This is a genomic window from Saccharicrinis carchari (genome assembly GCF_900182605.1).
GTDB classification, from domain to species: domain Bacteria; phylum Bacteroidota; class Bacteroidia; order Bacteroidales; family Marinilabiliaceae; genus Saccharicrinis; species Saccharicrinis carchari.
In genome coordinates, this window is record NZ_FXTB01000001.1 from 25466 (window position 1) to 47163 (window position 21698).

17 protein-coding genes are annotated in these 21698 nt (G+C 43.5%); 10 read left to right on the plus strand and 7 right to left on the minus strand.

Annotated features, from left to right (window positions below; translation table 11 throughout):
- Nucleotides 1–21 precede the first annotated feature (21 nt).
- From FN809_RS00095 to FN809_RS00120, 6 genes are all read left to right on the plus strand, one after another.
- Nucleotides 22–522 carry a VOC family protein gene (locus tag FN809_RS00095; protein ID WP_221929320.1) on the plus strand — a complete coding sequence of 167 codons (501 nt, stop codon included), beginning with the start codon at nucleotides 22–24 and terminating at the stop codon, nucleotides 520–522.
- Nucleotides 500–772: a TfoX/Sxy family DNA transformation protein gene (locus FN809_RS00100; protein WP_142531447.1), complete on the plus strand. Its 273-nt coding sequence runs from the start codon at nucleotides 500–502 to the stop codon at nucleotides 770–772. Before FN809_RS00095 ends, FN809_RS00100 begins: the two co-directional genes overlap by 23 nt.
- Nucleotides 773–800: 28 nt before the next feature.
- Nucleotides 801–1658 carry a helix-turn-helix transcriptional regulator gene (locus tag FN809_RS00105; RefSeq protein ID WP_142531448.1) on the plus strand — a complete coding sequence of 286 codons (858 nt, stop codon included), beginning with the start codon at nucleotides 801–803 and terminating at the stop codon, nucleotides 1656–1658.
- Between the two features lie 89 nt (nucleotides 1659–1747).
- The gene (locus FN809_RS00110) at nucleotides 1748–2143 is read left to right on the plus strand and encodes a DUF5367 family protein (protein ID WP_142531449.1); all 396 of its coding nucleotides are present in this window, start codon (nucleotides 1748–1750) and stop codon (nucleotides 2141–2143) included.
- A 57-nt stretch (nucleotides 2144–2200) separates the two neighbouring features.
- On the plus strand, nucleotides 2201–2665 hold the full coding sequence (locus FN809_RS00115) for an anthrone oxygenase family protein (protein ID WP_221929321.1): 465 nt from the start codon (nucleotides 2201–2203) through the stop codon (nucleotides 2663–2665).
- Nucleotides 2666–2705: 40 nt separating this feature from the next.
- Complete coding sequence (locus FN809_RS00120; RefSeq protein WP_142531451.1) at nucleotides 2706–3557, plus strand: NmrA family NAD(P)-binding protein; 852 nt, start codon at nucleotides 2706–2708, stop codon at nucleotides 3555–3557.
- Nucleotides 3558–3798: 241 nt separating this feature from the next.
- Here FN809_RS00120 and FN809_RS00125 read toward each other — a convergent pair whose 3' ends face one another.
- From FN809_RS00125 to FN809_RS00155, 7 genes are all read right to left on the minus strand, one after another.
- On the minus strand, nucleotides 3799–6213 hold the full coding sequence (locus FN809_RS00125; protein WP_142531452.1) for a glycoside hydrolase family 95 protein: 2415 nt from the start codon (nucleotides 6211–6213) through the stop codon (nucleotides 3799–3801).
- Between the two features lie 462 nt (nucleotides 6214–6675).
- Nucleotides 6676–8541: a right-handed parallel beta-helix repeat-containing protein gene (locus tag FN809_RS00130; protein WP_142531453.1), complete on the minus strand. Its 1866-nt coding sequence runs from the start codon at nucleotides 8539–8541 to the stop codon at nucleotides 6676–6678.
- 292 nt (nucleotides 8542–8833) lie between these two features.
- On the minus strand, nucleotides 8834–9292 hold the full coding sequence (locus FN809_RS00135; RefSeq protein WP_142531454.1) for a DUF5018-related domain-containing protein: 459 nt from the start codon (nucleotides 9290–9292) through the stop codon (nucleotides 8834–8836).
- Between the two features lie 25 nt (nucleotides 9293–9317).
- The gene (locus tag FN809_RS00140) at nucleotides 9318–11045 is read right to left on the minus strand and encodes a RagB/SusD family nutrient uptake outer membrane protein (protein ID WP_142531455.1); all 1728 of its coding nucleotides are present in this window, start codon (nucleotides 11043–11045) and stop codon (nucleotides 9318–9320) included.
- A gap of 13 nt (nucleotides 11046–11058) precedes the next feature.
- Nucleotides 11059–14382: a TonB-dependent receptor gene (locus FN809_RS00145; RefSeq protein WP_221929322.1), complete on the minus strand. Its 3324-nt coding sequence runs from the start codon at nucleotides 14380–14382 to the stop codon at nucleotides 11059–11061.
- A gap of 206 nt (nucleotides 14383–14588) precedes the next feature.
- Nucleotides 14589–15560 (minus strand): FecR family protein, encoded by a 972-nt coding sequence (locus FN809_RS00150; protein WP_142531457.1) that lies wholly within the window; start codon nucleotides 15558–15560, stop codon nucleotides 14589–14591.
- A gap of 673 nt (nucleotides 15561–16233) precedes the next feature.
- Nucleotides 16234–16809 carry an RNA polymerase sigma-70 factor gene (locus FN809_RS00155; RefSeq protein WP_142531458.1) on the minus strand — a complete coding sequence of 192 codons (576 nt, stop codon included), beginning with the start codon at nucleotides 16807–16809 and terminating at the stop codon, nucleotides 16234–16236.
- 369 nt (nucleotides 16810–17178) lie between these two features.
- Here FN809_RS00155 and FN809_RS00160 point away from each other — a divergent pair, with 369 nt between their 5' ends.
- From FN809_RS00160 to rpsO, 4 genes are all read left to right on the plus strand, one after another.
- Nucleotides 17179–18456: a DUF2851 family protein gene (locus FN809_RS00160; protein ID WP_142531459.1), complete on the plus strand. Its 1278-nt coding sequence runs from the start codon at nucleotides 17179–17181 to the stop codon at nucleotides 18454–18456.
- Entirely contained in the window at nucleotides 18453–19481 is a 1029-nt protein-coding gene (locus tag FN809_RS00165; RefSeq protein ID WP_142531460.1) for a potassium channel family protein, read from the plus strand. The genes FN809_RS00160 and FN809_RS00165 overlap by 4 nt, the downstream gene beginning before the upstream one ends.
- A gap of 108 nt (nucleotides 19482–19589) precedes the next feature.
- Entirely contained in the window at nucleotides 19590–20177 is a 588-nt protein-coding gene (locus FN809_RS00170; RefSeq protein WP_142531461.1) for a hypothetical protein, read from the plus strand.
- Between the two features lie 949 nt (nucleotides 20178–21126).
- Nucleotides 21127–21396 (plus strand): 30S ribosomal protein S15, encoded by a 270-nt coding sequence (gene rpsO, locus FN809_RS00175; protein WP_142531462.1) that lies wholly within the window; start codon nucleotides 21127–21129, stop codon nucleotides 21394–21396.
- The last annotated feature ends 302 nt before the right edge of the window (nucleotides 21397–21698 follow it).

A 21698-nucleotide genomic window follows, 5' to 3' on the forward strand; every position in this document is an offset into this window, starting at 1 on the left:
TATCGTAAATCAACTATCGAAATGATGAAACAAATACTAACAATGCTATTGGTGGCTTGCTTAACAGCGAATGCCTATTCACAAACGGATCCGTCAATTAAAAATCGAAACACAATGAAATTAAATGCAGGTATTATAACAACAAAGCTGGCAGAGAGCAAAACTTTTTATACCGATAACTTAGGATTTGGGGTAACATTCGAAAATGAATTTTACCTGTTGATGCACACACCCAACCGCGAAGCAGAAATTAGTTTTTTGCTCCCCGACCATCCAAGTCAGCAAGCTCTTTTTCATAAACCATTTCAAGGACAAGGAATGTATTTGACCATTGAGGTGGAGGATGTGGACCAAATATACGATGAGCTAAAGAAGAAAGGAGTTTCAATAAAAATCGACATACGCAACGAACCTTGGGGCGATAGGCATTTTGCTATCCAGGACCCTAACGGTGTAGGTATCGACATTGTAAAATATTCACCACCTCAAGATAAAGACAATGGATACAGCAGTGAGAAATAACTTGATGGGAGCAAAAAACATCGGCCCCACTATACTAAAGCATCTCCATGAAATTGACATCTACTCGCTTGCTGACTTAGCCGAAACGACACCGGCAAAGGCTTATGAAAAAATTTGCAAGCAAAATCCGGGGAAGACTTTTCCGGTTTGTTACTATCTTTATTCTTTGCAGGGCGCCTTGCACGGTCTGCATTGGAACGAGTTGCCAAACGATCTGAAAAAAGATTTACTCAAACAGCTTGGACGATAAAAATACCTGCGCACAAAAAAATGTAATAATGACAAGGGACTTTATACATATCAACGATTTTATTGTTTTGGTGGAAGAAGCCGATGCGGAGCGGCCCACCATCGATTCCTGCGCCTTTGAAGAGCCGCTTATCGCGGTGGCCTTTTATGGTTCGGGCAACGTGGGGCTTTCGGTAATGTACGGTCACAGACAAAAGGAATTTGATTACACCAAGGGGATGGCGCTCTCTTTTTATGCTGACGAAAAGGTGGAGTTCGTCCATCGCGTATCGGCTACAAAGCCCTTGCAATGTATCGTTATTGCCACGGCGGCCCGGAACCTTCAAAAGCTACCCTATAACGAGGGCGAACTGTTTTCACAATTGCTGCATCAGTTGGTAAACCCCGCCGATCATTATGTGGAGGGCCCACGTTTTTTTATGACACCCCAAATGCAGGACATCGTAAACGGAATTTTTAACATACAATACCAGGGCAAGGCCAGGATGATGTTTTTCAGGAGCCAGATAACCGCCTTGCTGTCGCATTTCTTCGGACAGCTCTCCATGGCAAAAGAAAGTAGCATCAAAGCCTCGGAACGCGAAAAATTGTTCGAGGCCAAGGAAATACTTAGCAATAACCTTGAAACGCCGCCCTCGCTCAGCGAGCTGTCCAAACAAATAGGGCTCAACAGTTTCAAGCTGAAAAAGAATTTTAAGCAGGTCTTCGGTGTCCCCGTATTCAAATATCTACAAAACGAACGCCTGACCAAGGCACATCAGCTTATACGGAACAACGAGGCCACCGTTCAGGAAGCCGCCTGGCATGTGGGCTACGATAGCCTGAGCTCTTTCTCCAATGCTTTCAGCAAAAAATTCGGTTTCCGCCCAAGCGAGATAAAGCAATAATCCCGCCCGAACAAATCATCCTCCCTCTCGAACAAACGACTTGCCCGTACAACTGCCATCTTTGTAGTATAAATTTAAAACTTACAGAAATGAGCAAAGTCAGAGCAATTATCGTCGGAGGCATTATTTGGATACTTGGATCGAGTTTTTACGCCGCCTCCTATTTATTCCCTTTATTGAACGATCCGGAACTGCAAGCCGACCTGGTATTGGCCGTCGCAATAATTCCCAACGCATGGCTGGGGGCGCACATCTTTTATAGGAAATCTAATTTGTCAGGGCCCAAGCTTGGCGCCATCGTGGTGCTTACAGCTATAATTTTGGATGCCCTTATCACTGTACCCTATTTGATTGTGCCCCAGGGAGGAACCTACTACAGCTTTTTTAGTGCGCCCGCTTTTTGGCTCATCGCCTTTGAGTACCTGATGGTGGTGGTGCTGTATTGGCACTTCAGGGTAAAATCCTCTCTTGCCAAGTCTAAGTAATAACTACAGCAAACAACAGAAATCATGGAACTATCGGTAAAAATAATCACACTGTTAATGGCAACACTATTCACCGGACTCTCTGCAGGGCTTTGCTTTACATGGGCCAATGTCGTTACCCCGGGGATAGCACGCTTGAATGACATGGCATATTTACAGGCTTTTAGGCAGATGAACAAAGCCATATTAAACCCACCGTTCATTGTAGTTTTCTTTGGTGCAATTTTCTTGATTATCGCCACAACTATTCTGCATTGGGCTCTTCCATCCTATATGGTTTGGATGTTGATAGGAGCTTTGGTACTCTATTTTGTGGGCGTGGTGCTCGTTACCATATTCGGGAACGTACCCCTGAACGAAATGTTGGACAAGACAGATTTATCGGAGCTAAGCCTTGATGGGGCCAAATCATTACGGGACCGGTTTGAAGACAGTTGGAACAAACTCCATCTGGTCCGCACCGTTACTGCAATTATTTCTTTCTCGCTGTTGTTACTTACGTGTGTAACAAAAGCTGTGTAGTTGGCCAATAAAAAAAACAATAATTTAAAACAAATATATCATGAACAACAAGATTTTAGTACTCGGAGGAAAAGGAAAAACAGGTCGCAAGGTGGCCGAACGTTTGATCGCATTAAATCAGACAGTACGCATTGGATCGCGGACAGAAAACCCGGCATTCGACTGGCAGAAACCATCTAACTGGGATGCTGCCCTGGAAGGCATGGATAGGGTGTATATTACCTTTCAGCCCGACCTGGCTGTGCCGGGCGCATTGGGGGCAATAGAGGAACTGACCAAGAAGGCCAAACGAAAGGGCATCAAAAAGCTGGTGCTGCTCTCGGGCAAGGGCGAACGGGAAGCCGAACTATGCGAACAGGCCGTTATGCATTCAGGGATGGATTACACCATTGTGCGCGCCAGTTGGTTCAACCAAAATTTCAGCGAAAGTTTCTTTCTCGACCCCATCCTGGCCGGTCTTGTTGCCCTACCTCAGGCGCAGGCTAAAGTACCCTATGTTGATACCGGCGATATTGCCGACGTGGTGGTAGAGGCACTAATGGACAACACGCACAACGGCCATATCTATCAACTGACCGGGCCGCGCCTTCTGACTTTTGAGGACGTCGTCCGTGAAATATCGGAAGCAAGCGGCAGGGATATCGCGTTTTCGCCCATTTCGATGAGCACCTATACCAGGATGCTGAAAGAGCTTGAAGTGCCATCGGAATATATTTGGCTGATCAATTACCTGTTTACAGAAGTATTGGGCGATCCCCGCATTTCGGAAATAAGCGATGATATTGAAAAAGTGTTACACCGAAAGCCAAAGGATTTTTCGGAATTCGTAAAAGAAACCGCAAAGAGTGGGGTGTGGGATCCGGCTTGTGTATCGGTGATCGGTAAACAGTGATCGGTATTCCGTGACCTGTCCGGCTGCAGAAGGATATTAGGTTAGTAAAAACGAAAGTTTAAACTAAACAATCTTCCCGGACACCTTTTCTCCGTGTCCGGGAAGATATTTTTATATTGATTAATATAACCAATAAGCTTCACTGTACTTTGCCCTTAAAATATCTCCATGTTATCCACACCGGTAATAAAAAATGCGGATGACCGAAAAATCAAAAGGAATTTACGTGAATCATCGTTGTTTATTCAAATTTCAAAACAGTTTTCTGGTCTTGCTTCATTTCAAGCGTTACGAAACCATCTTTGATCTCAGCCGTTTTTCCGTCTATTTTAACGCTTGCTATTCCGGCAGGTACTTTTAACCTGAAAGTGTTATCGGTGGAAGCCAGTATTTCAGCATTTTGCAGGCGATTGTTTTGCCAGGTAGCACTCACTTCTGCGCCGCCGCGAACTTTAAGACCTTTATAGTTGCCTGTTGCCCATTCATCAGGGATGGCAGGCAGTAATTCAATAAAACCATCATGGCTTTGAATAAGCATTTCGGCAATGCCCGCAGTTCCGCCAAAATTACCGTCGATTTGAAAAGGTGGATGGGCACAAAACAGGTTGGGGTAGGTTCCGCTGCCGCTGCCGTCCATAAGCACAGCATCACCAATGGCCGGTTGTAACAGGCTTTTGAGCAATTTGTAGGCTCTGTTACCATCCAGCAGGCGAGCCCAAAAGTTTACTTTCCAGGCACGTGACCAACCTGTTCCTCCGTCGCCACGGCGCTCCAGGGTTTGACGGGCAGCTTCGGCCAGTTCGGGGGTCCGCTCAGGGCTTATTTGGTTGGATGGGTATAATCCATAAAGGTGCGAAACATGGCGATGGTGCACATCGGTTTCTTCGTAATCTTCGAGCCACTCCTGTAAGTAGCCTTTAGGGCTAACTTGCATGGGAGGGAGTTTGGGGAGCGTTTCACGGATGTTGTGGGTAGTTTCATCTTCAAGGCCTAATATTTTGGCAGCTTCCAGGGTGTTTGTAAACAACTCGGTAATAATTTGCACATCCATGGTGGGACCCATACATACATAAACCGCATCCCTGCTTCCGGGAAGAAAAAAGCCGTTTTCGGGGGAGGAGGACGGCGCTGTTACCAACCAGCCGTTTTTGGGTTCGGCTATCATATTAGTAAGGAAAAATTCGGATGCGCCTGCCAGGGTGGGATAGATGCTTTTCAAATAGTCCTTGTCCTGCGTAAAGGCATAATGTTCCCAAAGGTGTTCGCAGAGCCAGGCCCCGCCGGTATTGGTGGCGCCCCAGGAGGCGTGTTCGGCGGGAGCGGTAAAGAGCCAGGGGTTGGTGATCACGTGGGCCACCCAACCATCGGCACCGTAAAACGTTTCTGCAGTTGCGGTGCCGGACGGAACCAGGGATTTTGTAAAGTCTATCAGCGGTTTGTGCAGTTCCGATAGGTTGCAGACCTCGGCAGGCCAATAGTTCATTTGCACGTTTATGTTTAGGTGGTAGTCGCCGTTCCATGGTGTTTGAACCGTGTTGGCCCACAAGCCTTGCAGGTTAAGCGGCATGGAGTTTTCATTTGTGCCACAAATCATCAGGTAACGACCATACTGAAAGTAAAGGGCGGCAAAAGAAGGGTCGTCCTGGTTCTGGAACTGCTTGAGCCGGGTATTGGTGGTAAGCGTATTGTTTTGTTGGCCCAGGTTTAGCTCTACGCGATGAAACTTCTCCTGATACGCATTTACGTGATTTTTTCGGAGTGTGTTGTAATTCGTATTGAGGACATCTGCAATCCGTTTTTCTACGGTAGTTTCATAGTTTGCATCTAACATATCGGTAGCCGTTGATATCATTATCAACACTTCGTTGGCATCGGAAACGCTAAGTTCATTGTTTTGGGCAGCCATTTCACCCCCCTTGTTGATTAGCTGCACCTTGGTGACGTAGCGCACCCCTTTGTTGTCGTTGCGTCCGTCGTTCAATTGACCTTTCATGTAAAGGGCATTGTCCTTGATAAAAACTTCTGTCCGTTCCGGACGCGAAAGTCCAAGATTAAAATGGATTGATTGTTTTTTATCGGCACTTAGGCGGATAAACATTACATCCTCACTGTGCGACACGTAATACTCGCGGGCATAATTTACGCCCCCTTTTGTAAAGGAAGTATGGGCAAGTGCATCGTTTAAATCCAACGAAAACCGATAGTCTTCTGCGTTGGTTTTGGCCGGGTAGTCGTACTTGATGTTTAAGTTGCCCACCATTTGAAAACAACCATAGGGCGCATCTTTCCCGTTGCCGAAAGCTGAACCTTGCCCCTGGCACCGAAAATGTTGATACATCATTTCCTGGGCTTCCAGGTTTTTTCCTTCCAACAGGAGCTGACGAATTTTGGGCAGATAATCAATGGCTTCGGGGTTCAGCGCTTCGGGGTCTTTGCTCCCCGACCACATGGTGATGTCGTTGAGGACAATTTTTTCGGCGTCAATGCCACCATCGGGCATCATCCCAATCCGTCCGTTTCCGAGGGGCAGTGTTTGTTCCCACACTTGGGCCGGGGAATCGTGCCATAAAACAAGTTCTTGTTTGGGCGGCGTGGCATTGGTGCAGCCCGCAAAAAGTAGGGCTGCAAACAAGGCGAAAAACAGATTAAATTTCATGTTGAATGTTTTATTTTAAAGTTTAATACGTTTGTTTAGCTTCAGGCTTTTTAACCACAAAGGACACAAAGAAAACATGGTAAACACTGTGCATCCATTGTGCCTTTTGAGCATCCCTTGAGTTCATTGTGGTTAATTTTTGAAGTGCCATTGGCGCTTGCTGAGTAATTAGTGTTTTTAGGAAAACTCTCTATTCTGTAAATTCTCCTTTGCGATTACCCCTAATCCCTTGTTCCTCCGCTACAGCTCAGGCGACACGCGGAAAGGGGAATTAGCTCTCTCCGGGGATTCTGGTTCTCCCTTTAGAGCCTGTCCTGAACTCGTATTCGGGAGCGTTACCTGTCTGCCACAACGTGTCCCGAACTTGTCCCGAACTTGTTTCGGGAGCCAGGGAGGGTTTTTAAAAGAGAATTGTCGCCTTTTCTTATAGCCACTAATTACACATATTTCAGTTGTGTATGTTTATTCAGCAGTATTATTTTCCATTACTACCGAATTGGGTTCCGACAGCTCGGTGCGTACCGCCTTGCTCCAATCCATTTCCTTCTCAAAATGATTGTTGCTGATTGTTATGTTATCCACTTTCTCGAAGAAGAAGGGATGCTTGTTCCAATGAAAAGGCTCAAACTCGCTGTTGTACTTGATAGTATTGTTGCGGAAGATAAGTCCGTTGGTGGATTTGGCATACAGTATAGGCTGGTCGAACATCTCAAAGGTGTTGTCTTCTATCACAATACCGGAATGAAAAAACTGCTCCTGATCTTCCAGGTTGGGGATTTCGGGGTAAATGGAAATGGCGGCATTGGTAAACTGGTAATATGCCGTGAGCCCGTTGATAAACTGGTTGTTTTTTATCAGCACGTCCTTGCATGGTCCTGTCTCGTACCAACCGTTACAGTCGCCGCAAAGCAGGATGGCCGTTCCATGGGTATGGTCGAAAATGTTGTTTTCGCAAACCACTCTTTTTGGCGTGCTGAACAAAGTGCCACGTGCCCGGTTGTTGCGCACGGTATTGTTGGAGAATAGCACCTCGGGCGTCCACGTCAGGTTTTCTATCCCGTACTTGCCCATTTCCGAAATTTGCTGCGGCAGTGCATCGGCAAAGGTTATTTCAAATTCCTTGGCACCAAATTCGGTGGGCTTGTCAACGGCTTTGATCGATTGTAGGGTGTTGAGGTGTTGATCAACCAGTTCCATTTTTTCCGATTCCACAAATTGTACCTGATCCCCCGGCTCTCCCCATTTAAACCCCCAGGCCTGCGGATGCATATAGCGGGCTTGCAGGGTATGGTCGTCGATGCGTTTGGTTACCCTCAAATAAGTGCCGTGCACGTTGATGGCATCGTCGGCCATGCCTTCGTACAATCCGTTTTTAGATATGATGATGCCCTTGCACGCCGAAAAATGGGTGGCATCAGCCTGCGTGGTAAAAAAGCGCTCGTCGTCGTCGCCGCGCAGACAAACGTTAAAGCCGTCCAGGGTAATATTTTCGCTCATCTGCACCAGCAATCCCATGCCCTCAGCATAATGTACCGTAACATCCTTAAAGCCGGTGTTCAAACATTCGCTCACGAAAATACCGGGTGTGGGACGGTGGTAGGTGCGCAGCACATAGCGCTCGCCCGGTGAGGTGTGGTTTACCTGCTGCCAGCCTTTGATGCTGAGGGTGTTGGGCGACTTTTCACTTGCGGAAGCGGGGTCAAAGGCCACATCGGCCCTGAGGTAAGTAAGGCGTTTGTCGGCACGGAAGGCCATGGAGGTGAATGGTGTAAACTCGTAGCTTTCGCCCTCCACAACCAACTTGTTGTCCTGGATGCGGTAATTCCCGGGCGGATATATCTCGGCCACCACTTCGTCGGCCTCCTTGTTAACCTTCGTTATCTTTAGCTGGCGCAGCGCGGGCACTTCATAATCGATGTGCATGTTTTTTAGCGTTACGTTGCTGTTGTTCAGTAGGGCAAAGGGTATCATCCGGCCGTGGAAGATAAGATCCGAGCCCTGTCCATCGATGACGATGTTTTGCAGGTTCTCCAACGCGAAGCCTACTTTTTTGGGATTGTCCTGATCGTGGTTGGAGATGTAATACTCGCGGACAAAGGAACCCTCCTCGTAAAAATCGTACCTGCCCTTGGGAAAAATAACGGTAACAAGGGATGTGTCTTTTCGAGCTTGCAGATGTTCAATAAGTTTAGCGGCAGCCGTTGATGCGTTTTCCTGTGAGTCAGGATCAACGCCAAATTCATTGAAGGAAATGGTGGTTTCAGCTGGTGTGCAGCCGAAGCCCACTAAAAGAAAAAGAGATAGGATAAAGATGGATGCTTGTTTCATTTTTTATGGTTTTAAAGGAGATGATTTGTTTGTTAACTGTATTTTGTGTGAATATATAATAAAAGCGGCTGAATCGTAATGAAACAGCCGTTTTTATCAGGATTAATTAACCTGAACTATTCATAAATTATCCAAAATATGAATAAAGTTCAGGGTAACCCCGACAAAGCTGAAGTTAAACTTTTGAAAAAAGCTTACTGAAACTTTGTCGCTACCGAGGTAGAAATAATGCTAGAAACAACGTTAGACGTAGTCAATTATTTGGGTTAAATGCACGGTAGTTACCGATGAGTTATTTGTTAAACTCCGACACCTCAATTGTCCAGGTTTTTGAATCGCCGTTGGCGGCTCTTACGGTATAGGTATTTGTCGAGGTCCAATCGCCGGGCGTGCCCAATGCAGGGGAACTACCCTCGGGTATGATGCTGGCAGCGGAAGATATGGTAGTGTAGGCAATTATATCGCTTAATACCACATTGCTTCGCACAGCTTCGGTAAATTCACCATCGGCGGCCGGAACTGTTACACTGCATGTTACCGTATTGGAACTATTGTTAACTTCATAGTCGGTAACCATCATTTTAACTCTTAGCTTATCGCTGGTGCCCTCTTTTACTGACCAACGATATTCAAACTTAACGTTAATAATCTCAGCATCGCTATAGGTCGGCAAATCATCCAGTCCGCTGGTCAGGCAAGAACTGAGAAAGGACGTTGCGATAATCAGAAAAGCAATTTTTATATATTTCATATCTCAATAATTTATAACTGTTATACTATTCCCAGCCGGGATTTTGATTGATGTTGGGATTTTCATTGGTTTCGCTTTTGGGTAATGGAAGTAAATACCTCCTGCTTGTAAAATTCCGATCGTTAGCTCCGGCCACCACCGGAACCGGTATAATTTCAAAAGTTTTACCGTCTTCGCCGATGGAAATAGCCGTAGGGATTTCGCTTAGCTCGGGGATAACAGATAAATTATCTTCTTTGCCCCAACGCAACAATGACCAGTAGCGATCGTTTTCCTGAAGCAGATCGACTCGGCGTTCTATTTTGTAAGCATCCCACAATTCATCTATAGATATAGAGGTGCTCAATGGAGACAGACCACCATGTTCTACCCTTGTCATATTGATATATTCAATGGCGGTTTCCATGTTGGCGTTTGCGTCTATGCGCATTAGCAACTCTGCGTAGTTCAGATAAGCCCTTCCCAATCTAAGGATCGTATAGTGATAATCTGTGGGTACGTTGTAGTACAACCACTGTGCTTCATAAATAGCCTTCCTAAAAACATAACCGCTCTTGGTCATATGCCTATCTTGCTGCACGTTGGAGGCATAGTGTACATTTCCGCCAATACGGGTGGTTAACAATGAGGTGTACATCATTGAGCTATCCTGAACAATACTCGCATAGAAACGCTTATCGCGATTTTTGTACATAGCGTCCTGTACCGATGACACATGGGGGACGAATGCTTGAAAATAGCTCGTCTGGTTCCAGGGTTTTGACTCCCCATCTGCATCATTTACCAAATAAGCATCTACCAATTGCTGTGGAGGGGTTTTTTCCAGCCATCCCTCAAGAGGTTTGTCAAGAGGCCATCTCTCCAAAACGCCTTCCGCTGCTTTGTCTCCTCCAAAATTAGGCACCAGAAATTGCATCCATGTATTGGACATCTGTGTGTTGGTGCTGAGCCTATACTGGGCTAAAATAATCTCAGGTGAACCTGATCCTCCTTCAAAGGTGTTAAACATTCCTTTGTAGTCCGAATCAAGTGCGTAGATACCCAAGGCAAAAAGATTTTCACTTGCGGTTTTGCCTGTTTGGTAGTAGGCATCCTTGTCGGCCGAATTATCAAGATAAGCCGCCCCGTGCAAAGCTACTTCTGCCAGCAGAGCGTAGGCTGCTCCTTTCCCGATGCGGCCGGTGGCCACTTGCGTTGGCAATAGGTCGGCGGCCATTTGTAGATCATTGGCGATAAAATCGTAGGTGTCTTTTATGCTTGCCGTGCGCGACAATAGCAAATCGTCTTCCGGATTCAGCACTTCTTCCACGATGATTATACGGCCAAACTTTCGGGCGGCGGTAAAATTAGTTACGGCTCTCAAAAAATAAGCTTCTCCCATCATCACGTCTTTGTCAGCTTCTGAAAAATTGGATTCCGCCACTTTCTCAAGTATCAAATTGCATTTGCGGATATCGGAATAAATATTCCATCCAAAATTGTTTTCATTGGAAATTTTTTCCTGAACCATGTTGCTGGCACCCGACTGTGAGGGGTTTAAAACCATATTGTCGGACCAGGCATCGTCTTGAATCATGTGTCCAAGAATGCCGTATGCTTCATTTACAAAGGCCCGAGCGGTAATGGCATCCGACCATACCACATCGCCTGAAAACTTATCTAATGGTCTGGTATCCAGCTCGTCGTTACAACTGGCGAGCAGGAGTATGGACATGCAAAGCAAAATCCATGTTGATTTAATATTTATTTTCATAATTGGTTAATTTTTAGAAGGTTACGTTTAATGATACCGAATAGGTGCGCTGGATTGGATACGCATATCCTGCATCTGATATAATTTCGGGATCAAAATACTTGGTTACATCAGATATTGTAAACAGGTTTGTTCCTGAGAGAGAAAGCCTCATAGCAGAGATTCCGTTGAGGTTTTTAACCACATCTTTAAAGTCATAGCCTACCTGAAGCGACTTTAGGCGCAGATACGATGCATTGTGGTACCAGAAATCAGCCGCAACCGTATAGTTTTGGCCAGCGTTTAAATTCTGATATGTTGACAAACGCGGAAAAGCTGCATTGGTATTGTCGGTTCGCCAGTAATCTTTCTGAAAGTCGTAGGTCATGTATTCTGTATTGGATCCTCTCATAAATTCATTCAACTGCATATAGCGTTTACCTGTTCCTTGAAACAATCCGTTCATAAATATATTTTTGTACTCCAAACTAAAGTCGATACCGTACGAGAAAGAGGGGAAGGTAGGCTTTCCTATCCTGCGGAAATCTTCGCCATCAATTTTTCCGTCTCCGTTTGCATCTTGAAAAAACAAATCGCCCGGTTTGAGTTCATTGGCGGTTTCGCGCCTTGGGTTCGTTAATATCTGATCGATGGATTGGTATAGACCATTTGTTTTATAGGCTCTTCCATAATAGTTTTTGGTGTGTGTTATCCTTTTGTTAGGATCCATCAAATCCGACATTGTTTCGTCTTCCTTCTTCTCCCACAACTCATCATAACTAGTGAAGTTAGCACCCACCTCGTATTTTAGCTCGCCAACAGTGTCTTCCCATCTTAGGCTTAACTCATATCCGGCACGGCGATGGGCACTCTCGCTTTTAACCAATGGCAAGTCTTTTCCCAAGGGGGTAGTGTACTGATTCTGAGGTGATATTAAATAACCCTGCGTCCTGTAATAATAGTAATCGAAGGTAGCCGTAAGCTTGTTCCGTAGAAATGCCGCATCAAAACCTATATCCAGCACTTCGCGCTCATACCAGCTAAGGTCATTTGATACCAGTGGCCCTTCGCTGAAACCGGTTTGAAAATTTCCATCGACAACAAGCGCTTGGGGATCCATTTCATATACGGGCAGATAGCCGAATCGGGCGCCTGCTTCCAGTCCTACAATACCATATGAGGTTCTTACCTTTAAAAAGTCAATTATACCATTATCTTTTAAGTCTTGCATAAACGATTCTTCGGATATTGTCCAAGCAACGGCGCCCGATGGAAAAAATCCGGTTCTTTCGCCGGGTGCAAAATTGTCGGATTTGTCCACCCTAAAGTTACCCTCGAACATATATTTGCGGTCAAAATCGTATTTAACACGGCCTACATAACCTATACGAGCAGATTCGCGGCCAGCACCGTAATTGGTTTGGGTAGAAGCATCACCAGCAAACAATTGGTCGAAACTCGACGATAAATATTTCTCCCGTTGTGCCCAAAAGTTTTCTCCATTCGATCGGAAGAAGCTGTAAACCCCTTGTAATTCAAAACTATGGCGGTCGATGGATTTTTTGTACATCAAATTAGCGTCGAAAGAGGTTTGGGTGCTGTGATCATTGGTCATCCGCAGGTAGTTGCTGGTATACGGTACCGCATCTCCGTTTGGTTGATACTGAGGTGCTTTGGACTGGAATATTTTTTGGTTATAATCGCTATAACGCACATTTGCCAATGCTCCAACCTTTAGTCCCGGTAGGCTTGGAACGTCCCAGTTGGCATTTAATTGGGTGTTGACATACTTGTCCTTTTCATCGTTATATCCCGCCCTTTCATCTAATATAACCAAAGGGTGTATTGATATGGAACTGTAAGTACCATCGGGATTAAATGCGGCGTAATTTGGTTTTACGTTCTGAATCTGGCTCCAAACAGTATAATCGCCCCAAACTGTTGGATTCCGATTCTCCAATGCTCCATCGATATTTATTCCCACTTCCAAACCTATATCGTCGAAGCGGGTAGATATGTTGCTTCGTAAATTGGCACGGTCGTACTCGTTGTTATGCGACTGCTTAAATATGGAGTTTTGTTTAAGGTAGCCTACTGCCGCATAATAGTTAATACCGTTATCGCTAACGCCTGACATTGATAAATTATGGCGGTGTCCGGAAGCAAAGTCATTAAGAGCCAGGTCTCTCCAATCTGTGTTTGCGGTAATGCTTCCATAAGGGTCGGAATTGTTAGCTATCTTATTAATCTCATCCTGCGAATAGATAGGGTCGCGTCCGTCGTATGCAGCAGCTTGGTTTGCAGCGTTAACATAATCCAAGGCATTTATTTTATCGGGAAACACAGCGGGCTGACTGAAATCCACACCTCCCGAATACTGAATCTTAATATCCCCAGCTTGACCTCTTTTGGTTTGAACAAGTACAATCCCGTCTCCCGCTCGCGAACCGTAAACGGCTGTGGCGCTGGCGTCTTTTAGGATGCTTATTTTGTCGATATCGGACGAGTTAAGGGAATTAAAGTCGCTTTCGTCTCTAATGACGCCATCAATTACGTAAAGAGGCTTTTCGCCACCACGGATTGAAATACGTGGTTTTGAGCCCGGTGCTCCTCCGCCCGATTGAATGACTACCCCGGCTGTACGGCCTTGCAAGGCATCGCCCGTATTTGTAAAAGGCAGCTCGTCAATTTTATCAGTTTGTAAGGAAGTAACCGACCCTACGGTCATCCTGGTGGAGGTAGTGCCATAACCAACAACTATAACCTCATCCAAGCCCAGGCTTTCTTCCTGCAGCACAATGTCAAAGGTGTTTTGATTCGTTACCGACGCTTCTACGGTATTCATGCCCACAAATGAAAATTGAAGCGTTGCATCTTCGGGTACACCCGACAGGGTAAAATTCCCGTCCATGTCGCTGATAGTGCCGGTGGTGGTACCTTTCACCACGATGGAAGCACCAGGTATAGGCTCTCCGTTTGCATCGCGGATAGTGCCGCTAACGGTTCTTCCATCCTGCTGAAGATGGCTTAAGGTAATGGAGGAAGTGCTGTCCGCATCGTTGCGCATCACCACCACATTATCACCTATAATTTGGTAATTGTACTCCCCGTCGGCAAACACCTTGGCTAGGGCTTCCTCCAACGAAGCGTCTTCAAGGTTCAGGGAGTAGTGTTTTTCCAGGTCCATCTGGTTATCTTTAAAAAAGAAGCCGAAGTCGCTTTGGGCTTCTATCGCGCGGAAAACATCCAGAATGGTGGCGTTTTCCAGGCTAATGTTTCGAAGACGCTGCTGGGCATCTGTAGTTTCGGCCGTAAGGGTAAGGCCGAAAAAAAGCAGCATAAGGGCTGATAATTTCATAATTCGACAGATTTTTTGAAGGCGATGCCTGTTAGGACATGAACCTACACGATTTTTTTTCATACCTTTGTATTGTTTTAATTACACATTATGAAGCTGTTGACGCAGCTTCGTTATTGATTGTTAATCAGGGCACTTCGTTGACGCGGAGTGCCTTTTTTTTAGGTGTTTAAATTCACTTGTTTTTTTAGGTCATATAAGGAGTTTTAATTAAAATTTACAATGCAACTGCCATCTTCTAAATCCTGAATAGTGTAACTCAAATTAGCAGATATCTTTAATACTTTAAGTATATGCTCCAAGCTGGTGCGCCGTTTTATTACGCCCGAAAATAGCTCCTTCTTCACCTTGTCGTCGGCAAATACGAATTTAACGTCGTACCACTCTTCCAACTCTTTGGCTATTTGTTCCAATGTTTTATTTACAAACACAAACTTGCCCTGTTTCCAGGCGGTAATAAAGTCGGCATCTGCTTTGGCTAGCGAGAGCTTTTTGGTACTCAAGTCGAGAGAGAACATGGTTCCGGGTTTCAGGCCATCCAGAATTACTTTGTTGTGGGTACTAAATTCAATAGCACCTTCAAATAGTGCTGTGGACAAAAGATGGTCCTCAGGATTGTACTTTACATTAAAGCGGGTGCCCAGGTCGAGGAGTCGGTAATGGCCTGTCTGCACCCAAAACTCACGAGTTTCGTTATGGGGTACGTCAAAGTAGGCCTCACCTTCCAAATCTACTTCTACTTTTTTAGTACCGTAGGTGGTAATAGTAGCTTTAGAAGAAGAGTTGAGCCAGATGTTGCTGCCATCGGCCAGGGTAACCTGAGAGATATTGCCTTTTGGTGCCGAAAAAACCATGGTTTCAGGCGCGGGCTGCCACAAACCGGGAATTAAAATAGATGATGCCAACAATGCCACTAACAGCGCGGCGGCGGTGGCAGCAATGCTTTGCCATAGTCGGATGCGTTTTTCGGGATGGATTGTTTTCCAAAAGGCTTTGAAACTTTTTAACTTTTCTGCCGATGAAGTTTCGCGATGCACCATGTTGTTGGCTACCCACAGTTTCTCAAAAGCCATGAATGCTTTCTTCTTTTCTGCGTCGTGTTGCAGCTCTGCAAAAAAGGTGGCACGCTCTTTTCCGGTAATCTTATTTCGGATTATATGTAAAAATTGTTCTTCCAATGTTTTGTGTTTTATATTCCCGCCTAATTAAATTTCTGGCGGGGGGATGAACTTTCAGTTCAGTTGTGTTTAGTGTTTAAAATATAAGGTTCAAAGTTTGTATGGTTGTTTTACAATTACTTTAGCCTTTCTTAACACTAAACACATTCAAGCGCTGATACCCTATCAAAAAAAGTGTTTTTTTTAAATAAATTTACAATTATTTACATGTGTGAGTTTAAGGCGTTGTATATAAGTGCATTGCGAGTTGGTCTTTAAGATGAGAAAAAGATGGTGCATTGTTTGCGTAAAAAGATGTCTCGCTTCGTTGGCACGATAACGGTGGATGTTGTCATTCCCACTGAAGTTTGTAAAAAGCGATGGAAAGGCTTACAAGCACCCCGTTTGATGCGCTGTGCCTACGCATCATCCACCCCTCCTTAAAAAAGGAGGGGAATCCGTTGATAGGCAAACCTATCATCACGTTATTATATCTCGTTGCAAATCAGATTTAACTTTTTAAAAGTTGCAGTCCTGACAAGCATATGAGTAGTATAATAGTAAGATTTTCTCTCGAAGACGGCTCTTCCCTTTCCCAATTTTGAAGGGAAGGGGAAGTACTGGTGCGCAGCGTCAGAGATGGGGTAGTTTGTTTGGCAAATAAGGATTTGTCTTTTTAATAACAACTGCTCATTTACAAACCTAAAAAGCCCAAAACGGCCTGTACCGCAGGTAAATAATCTTTTAAGTCTTTCCTAAGAATTTTCAATGCCTTGGATATGCGGGCTTCTACTGTTTTGGGGCTGAGCTCCAGCTTGTCGGCAATTTGCTGGTAGCTTAAGCTCTCAAAACGGTTAAGCTTAAAAGTTGTACGGACGTTTTCGGGAAGGCGATCGATAGCTTCATCTACCTTTTCTATCAGCGATTCCAATTCACTGTACGGGTCGCCAAATGATTGGAGTGCTTCCTGCCTGTATCGCACTTCCGGGATGAGGTAATCGCGGTTGTTTCGCAGTATAATCTCTTGCTGCCGTAAATGGTTTAGGCACGCGTTTTTAGTAATGGTATAAAGGTAATTGCGTAGGTTGGTTTTGATATGGAGCTCTTTGCGGCATTCCCATAGTTTAGCAAAGGTATCCTGAACTAAGCCATGCGCTGTTTCGTGCTCACCAATAAAACCCAACGCCAAATGAAAAAGCATATCGAAATAGTCGATATACACTGTTTCAAAGGCTTTTTTGTTTCCTTTTATTAAAGCATGCACAAGCATAGTAGGTAAATTCTTTTTTTAATTTTTTTCAAACAAACAAATGTAAATATAATTTGATTTTAAGTAGGGATATAAATTTAAAGAATTTGATTTCGATTGCTGCTATCAATACTGCCGGTCCGATTTGCCCATCTCAATTGTAGCACTTCAGTGGTTTCTTTCTTTAATTATTTCACAATATATACTTTTTAAACAGTAAAGAACCTATCTGTTTATCAAATTGACAAAAGAGTATAGTCAAATTCTTTATCGTTAAAATAATATTTTGTACATTAAAGCTGCTATTTTATAAGCTTATTGTTGTGTTTGCTTGTTAACGAAAACAGAATCTCACTCTGTTATGGGTACTCACCAAAATATGAACCTATCATGACCGAAGAGTTTATCCATTATATATGGTACTATAAAAAGTATAATTCTTTGCCCTTGCGCACTGAGTGTAATCAAGAAATAGAGGTGATAAATCCGGGTGAATCCAATAATCATGCGGGACCTGATTTTTTTAACGCAAAAATAAAAATCGGGGGAACGCTTTGGGCAGGAAACGTAGAGGTTCATATACGAGCTTCCGACTGGTTCGAACATATGCACCAAACAGACAAGGCCTATGATAATGTTATTTTGCATGTGGTGGAGGTCAGTGATGCTACGATAAAGCGAAGCAATGGGGAACCTATCCCTGTTTTAAAATTGCAGTGCCCTGTTCGTCTCTATCGCGAATACCTTAGACTCAAAAGCAGTGTTCAGTGGTTGGCCTGTGCAGGGAAGCTCCACAATATAAATCCTCTTGAAATATCTTTGTGGCTGCAGCGCATGTTGGTAGAACGCCTGGAGTATAAAATGTATAACATACAACGCATCTTAGATCAAACCACACAAAATTGGGACGAGACATTTTATAGATTGCTCTTCCGGAGCTTTGGTTTCGGTGTAAATGGCGATCCCTTCGCGCTGTTGGCGCAATCTATCCCTTTAAAGGTATTGCTAAAATATTCCGACAAGCTTCCGCTGCTCGAAGCCCTCTTGTTTGGGCAGGCCGGTTTTTTGATGGGGGATTTTAAGGATGCCTATCTCATCTCGCTAAAAAAAGACTATCGTTTTTTGCAACAAAAACATGGCCTTCATCCAATAGAAGTTCATTTATGGAGGTTTTTACGCCTGCGTCCTTCAAATTTCCCTACTATCCGTATTGCCCAACTTGCTGCCCTGCTAGTTGAGTTAAAGGGCGTTTTTGGGCGCCTCATAAACAATGCCCGTTTAAAGGATATTGAGCATCTGCTGGAGGTGAACGTCTCAGAATATTGGCGGGAACATTATGTGATGCAGAAAAAGTCGGATAAAAAAAACAAGAGTCTGGGTAGTAATTCTAAAAATGGGATTATTATCAATACCATAGTTCCTTATTTATTTGCTTTTGGCACTATCACGGGCAACCAGACAGTTGTAAAACGTGCTTTGGATTGGTTAATAAACTTAAAAGCAGAAAATAATTCGGTTTTAGACAAGTGGAAGGAACAGAATATAAAGGTAAACAATGCCGGAGATTCTCAAGCTTTAATATATTTGTCGAACAATTATTGCAAACCTAAAAAATGTTTGCGGTGCAGTATCGGCCATAAGGTTTTGACCATTAAAAACACGGAGTGAAGCAAAGTGTATCATATTTAGATAATTTTAGGACTATTGTATATGGATTGGTTGCGCTGTTCCTTATTGTACTGATGGGTAGCGTTGGTTTTATGGCCATCGAAAAGTATGCGTTTATAGATGCCCTTTATATGACGGTGATTACAGTTTCTACCGTGGGCTTTCGCGAGGTGTTCCCTTTATCGGATGCAGGCAAATTATTTACAGTTGTACTTATTATTTTTAGTTTAGGTAGTTTTGGTTATGTTATTACTTCTGTAACCCGTTTGGTTGTGGAGGGTGCCTTACGGCAATCGTATAAACAATATAAGGTGAATAAAAAAATTGTTAAACTCGAAGACCATATTATTGTATGCGGATATGGCAGAAACGGTTATCAGGCTTGTATAGAGCTTAAGGAACACGGCGAGAAATTTGTGATTGTAGACAAACGTGATAATGTGGTAACCCGAATTTTGAAAGATCCCGATTTACTTTACGTTCAGGGCGATGCCAGCTCGGAAGATGTGTTGGATGCTGCACAAATACGCCGCGCCAAAGCGTTAATTACTGCGCTACCCAGCGATGCCGATAATATTTTTGTGGTGCTCACCGCGCGCGAAATGAACCCAAAGCTAAAAATCATCAGCCGGGCAAGTCAATTTCGTTCCGATATTAAATTGCGTCATGCCGGTGCCAATAACGTTATTATGCCAGATAGGATTGGCGGGCAACGGATGGCCAAGTTGGTAACGCAACCCGATGTGGTGGAGTTTGTAGAGTATATCTTATTGCAAAAGAGCAAAGAAGTGAAACTAATTGAGGTGGAGTGCAATGCTATGAGCGCCCAGAGCGCTGATAAAACTATCCTTGAAATGAACCTGCGTAAAAAGACCGGGGCTAACCTGATGGGGCTGAAAACGCCGGAGGGTACGTACATCTATAACCCATCGCCTTTACTTAAAATATCGCCCAGAGATAAGTTATTTGTGTTGGGTACCGACGAGCAGATAGAGAAATTTATGGAGGTTTTAACAGAAAAATAATAACAGAGTCAAACCTTAGTAAATTGGATACGTACAAACAATTTTTAACTTTGGCTTTATTTTTGATCCAAGGAAAAACGGAAAGAGTATTCACAAAAAAAGTTCATTATGAAATTAAAACAAACAATCGGATGGGGTGTGTTAGCAGTTTTCTTAAGCTTTGCTGCTTATAGCTGTAAATCGAAAGAAAAAGTGGCCACAAATAGTGAGGTAGGTCAGATACTGGATGATATGCCTTGCGAAAAAGCAGGCAAATCAGATAAAAAGTATTTTAGGGCTTTCTCCATGTCCACCAGCAGCGATTTGAGTCTGTCCAAAGAAAAAGCTTTACTTTTGGCAAAACAGCGATTGGTCACCCTCATACAGTCCAACACCAAATCGGTGACAGATCGTTACGTGAACGAACGCGAAGTAGGTTCGGCATCCGAATTTGAACAAAAATTTGAGAACTTAACACGGGAAGTAGCCGATGAAACTATTAGTAACATTGTTGTAGCCTGCGAAAAGTCGAGCGTATTACCCGATAAAAAATATCGTTCGTTCGTTGCCATCGAAGTTGCAAAGGAAGATGTACTAAACTCTATGAACAACCGTATTTCGAGTAATGCAAAACTGCAGGTTGATTACGATAAGAAAAAATACGAAGAAATATTTAACGAAGAGATGCAAAAAATGGCCAACGAGAGAGGGTATTAGTGTCATCGTAATCCATAAAATAATAAAAGCCGGTATTTTACCGGTTTTTTTATTCATTTTATCGTTGACCTACATATGCTTTTAGCTACTCGAAGGGTTCATGTTAAACTCTTTTTTTTAACTTGCTAACATTTCGTGTTAAAGGTGAAATTTTAAAAATGGAAGATGTAACGAGTAGAGGGAAAAGAATAAAAAAGGAGTTTATTATCCTTATGATTTGTTTGCTGTTAGCGTTTGGTATAAATATTTATTTCATCATTATACACCAAACCCGCTGGGTGGAATTATGGACCTATTTGCCAACCGTAATTTTACTGGGTATCATGATTTACCTACTGCTTGCTGCAGTAAGGTCGCTTATTTATATTGTACGCATGGTTTTTATAAAGAAATGACGATGAAATAGTTTTATACAGGGTTCCGGATTTGCATTGAGCAAAGGATTTTGTTTTGTTCAGGTTCGTGATGGCATTGTTTATTTCGGCTAAGTATATAAATCTTAGGTTCAGGATATAAGAGTCTGTATTCTAAAATTTCGTGCCTTTGCCAGGCAGGTGCTTACCATTACAACTTTATGTTTATACTACGCGAGGTGGTATTCCCCGATCTTTTATCAACTCCTTAAGATACGCCGAAGGTATACGAGCATTGTACCACGCATCAATAGCTTTGCACACCTAATACGGTTGTATCTTTAGTTAAGGCTTATTAAACCACCCCTTTCGTTTCTGTAGCTGTTGTAACCGAGGATTTCAACAGGTAATATTACCTCAAGTTGCTAACTATTATCACTTTAAAATTCTAATGGGGGAGTGCAATATCCATTACTTTTATTTTAGTTGCTTACTTGTATGATATAAACAGAGAAACTAAAAACTTTTCTCTTTGCACCGTTGCTACATTTGAATAAATGATTATCTTTGCACGCGAATTTTAATATATAAGCTTTATGTACTTGACAAAAGAAAAAAAGCAGGAAATCTTCGAGAAATACGGAAAGTCGAATACTGATACTGGTTCAACAGAAGGCCAGATAGCATTATTTACCTACCGTATCGCTCACTTGACCGAACATTTAAAGGTCAACAAAAAAGATTATAACACAGAGCATTCTTTGGTTAGATTAGTTGGTAAACGTCGTAATCTTCTTGATTATCTCAAGGATAAAGATATTGAACGTTACCGTTCATTAATTAAAGAATTAGGAATACGTAAGTAATCCTGCAACGAAACAAAAAGGCAATCCATAATGGGTTGCCTTTTTTTAATGGTCAATGAGGTATTGTCAGTAAAAGCCTTATCGTACATCCATGTTAATGCATAATGCAGCATTCCGAAAGTTGCGGTTGAGTTTTATTATTAGGAATACCATTTTTTGTATTTGAACCATTGTTGACAAACAGTTTTTTGTTACGGACAAGGCAAAATCACTGCACAAGCTTTGCCAACCCAAAGGATACAGTTATCCGTCAATCTGCAAACCACCAAGTACCATAGCTCAACACCGATAAACCGCATCAC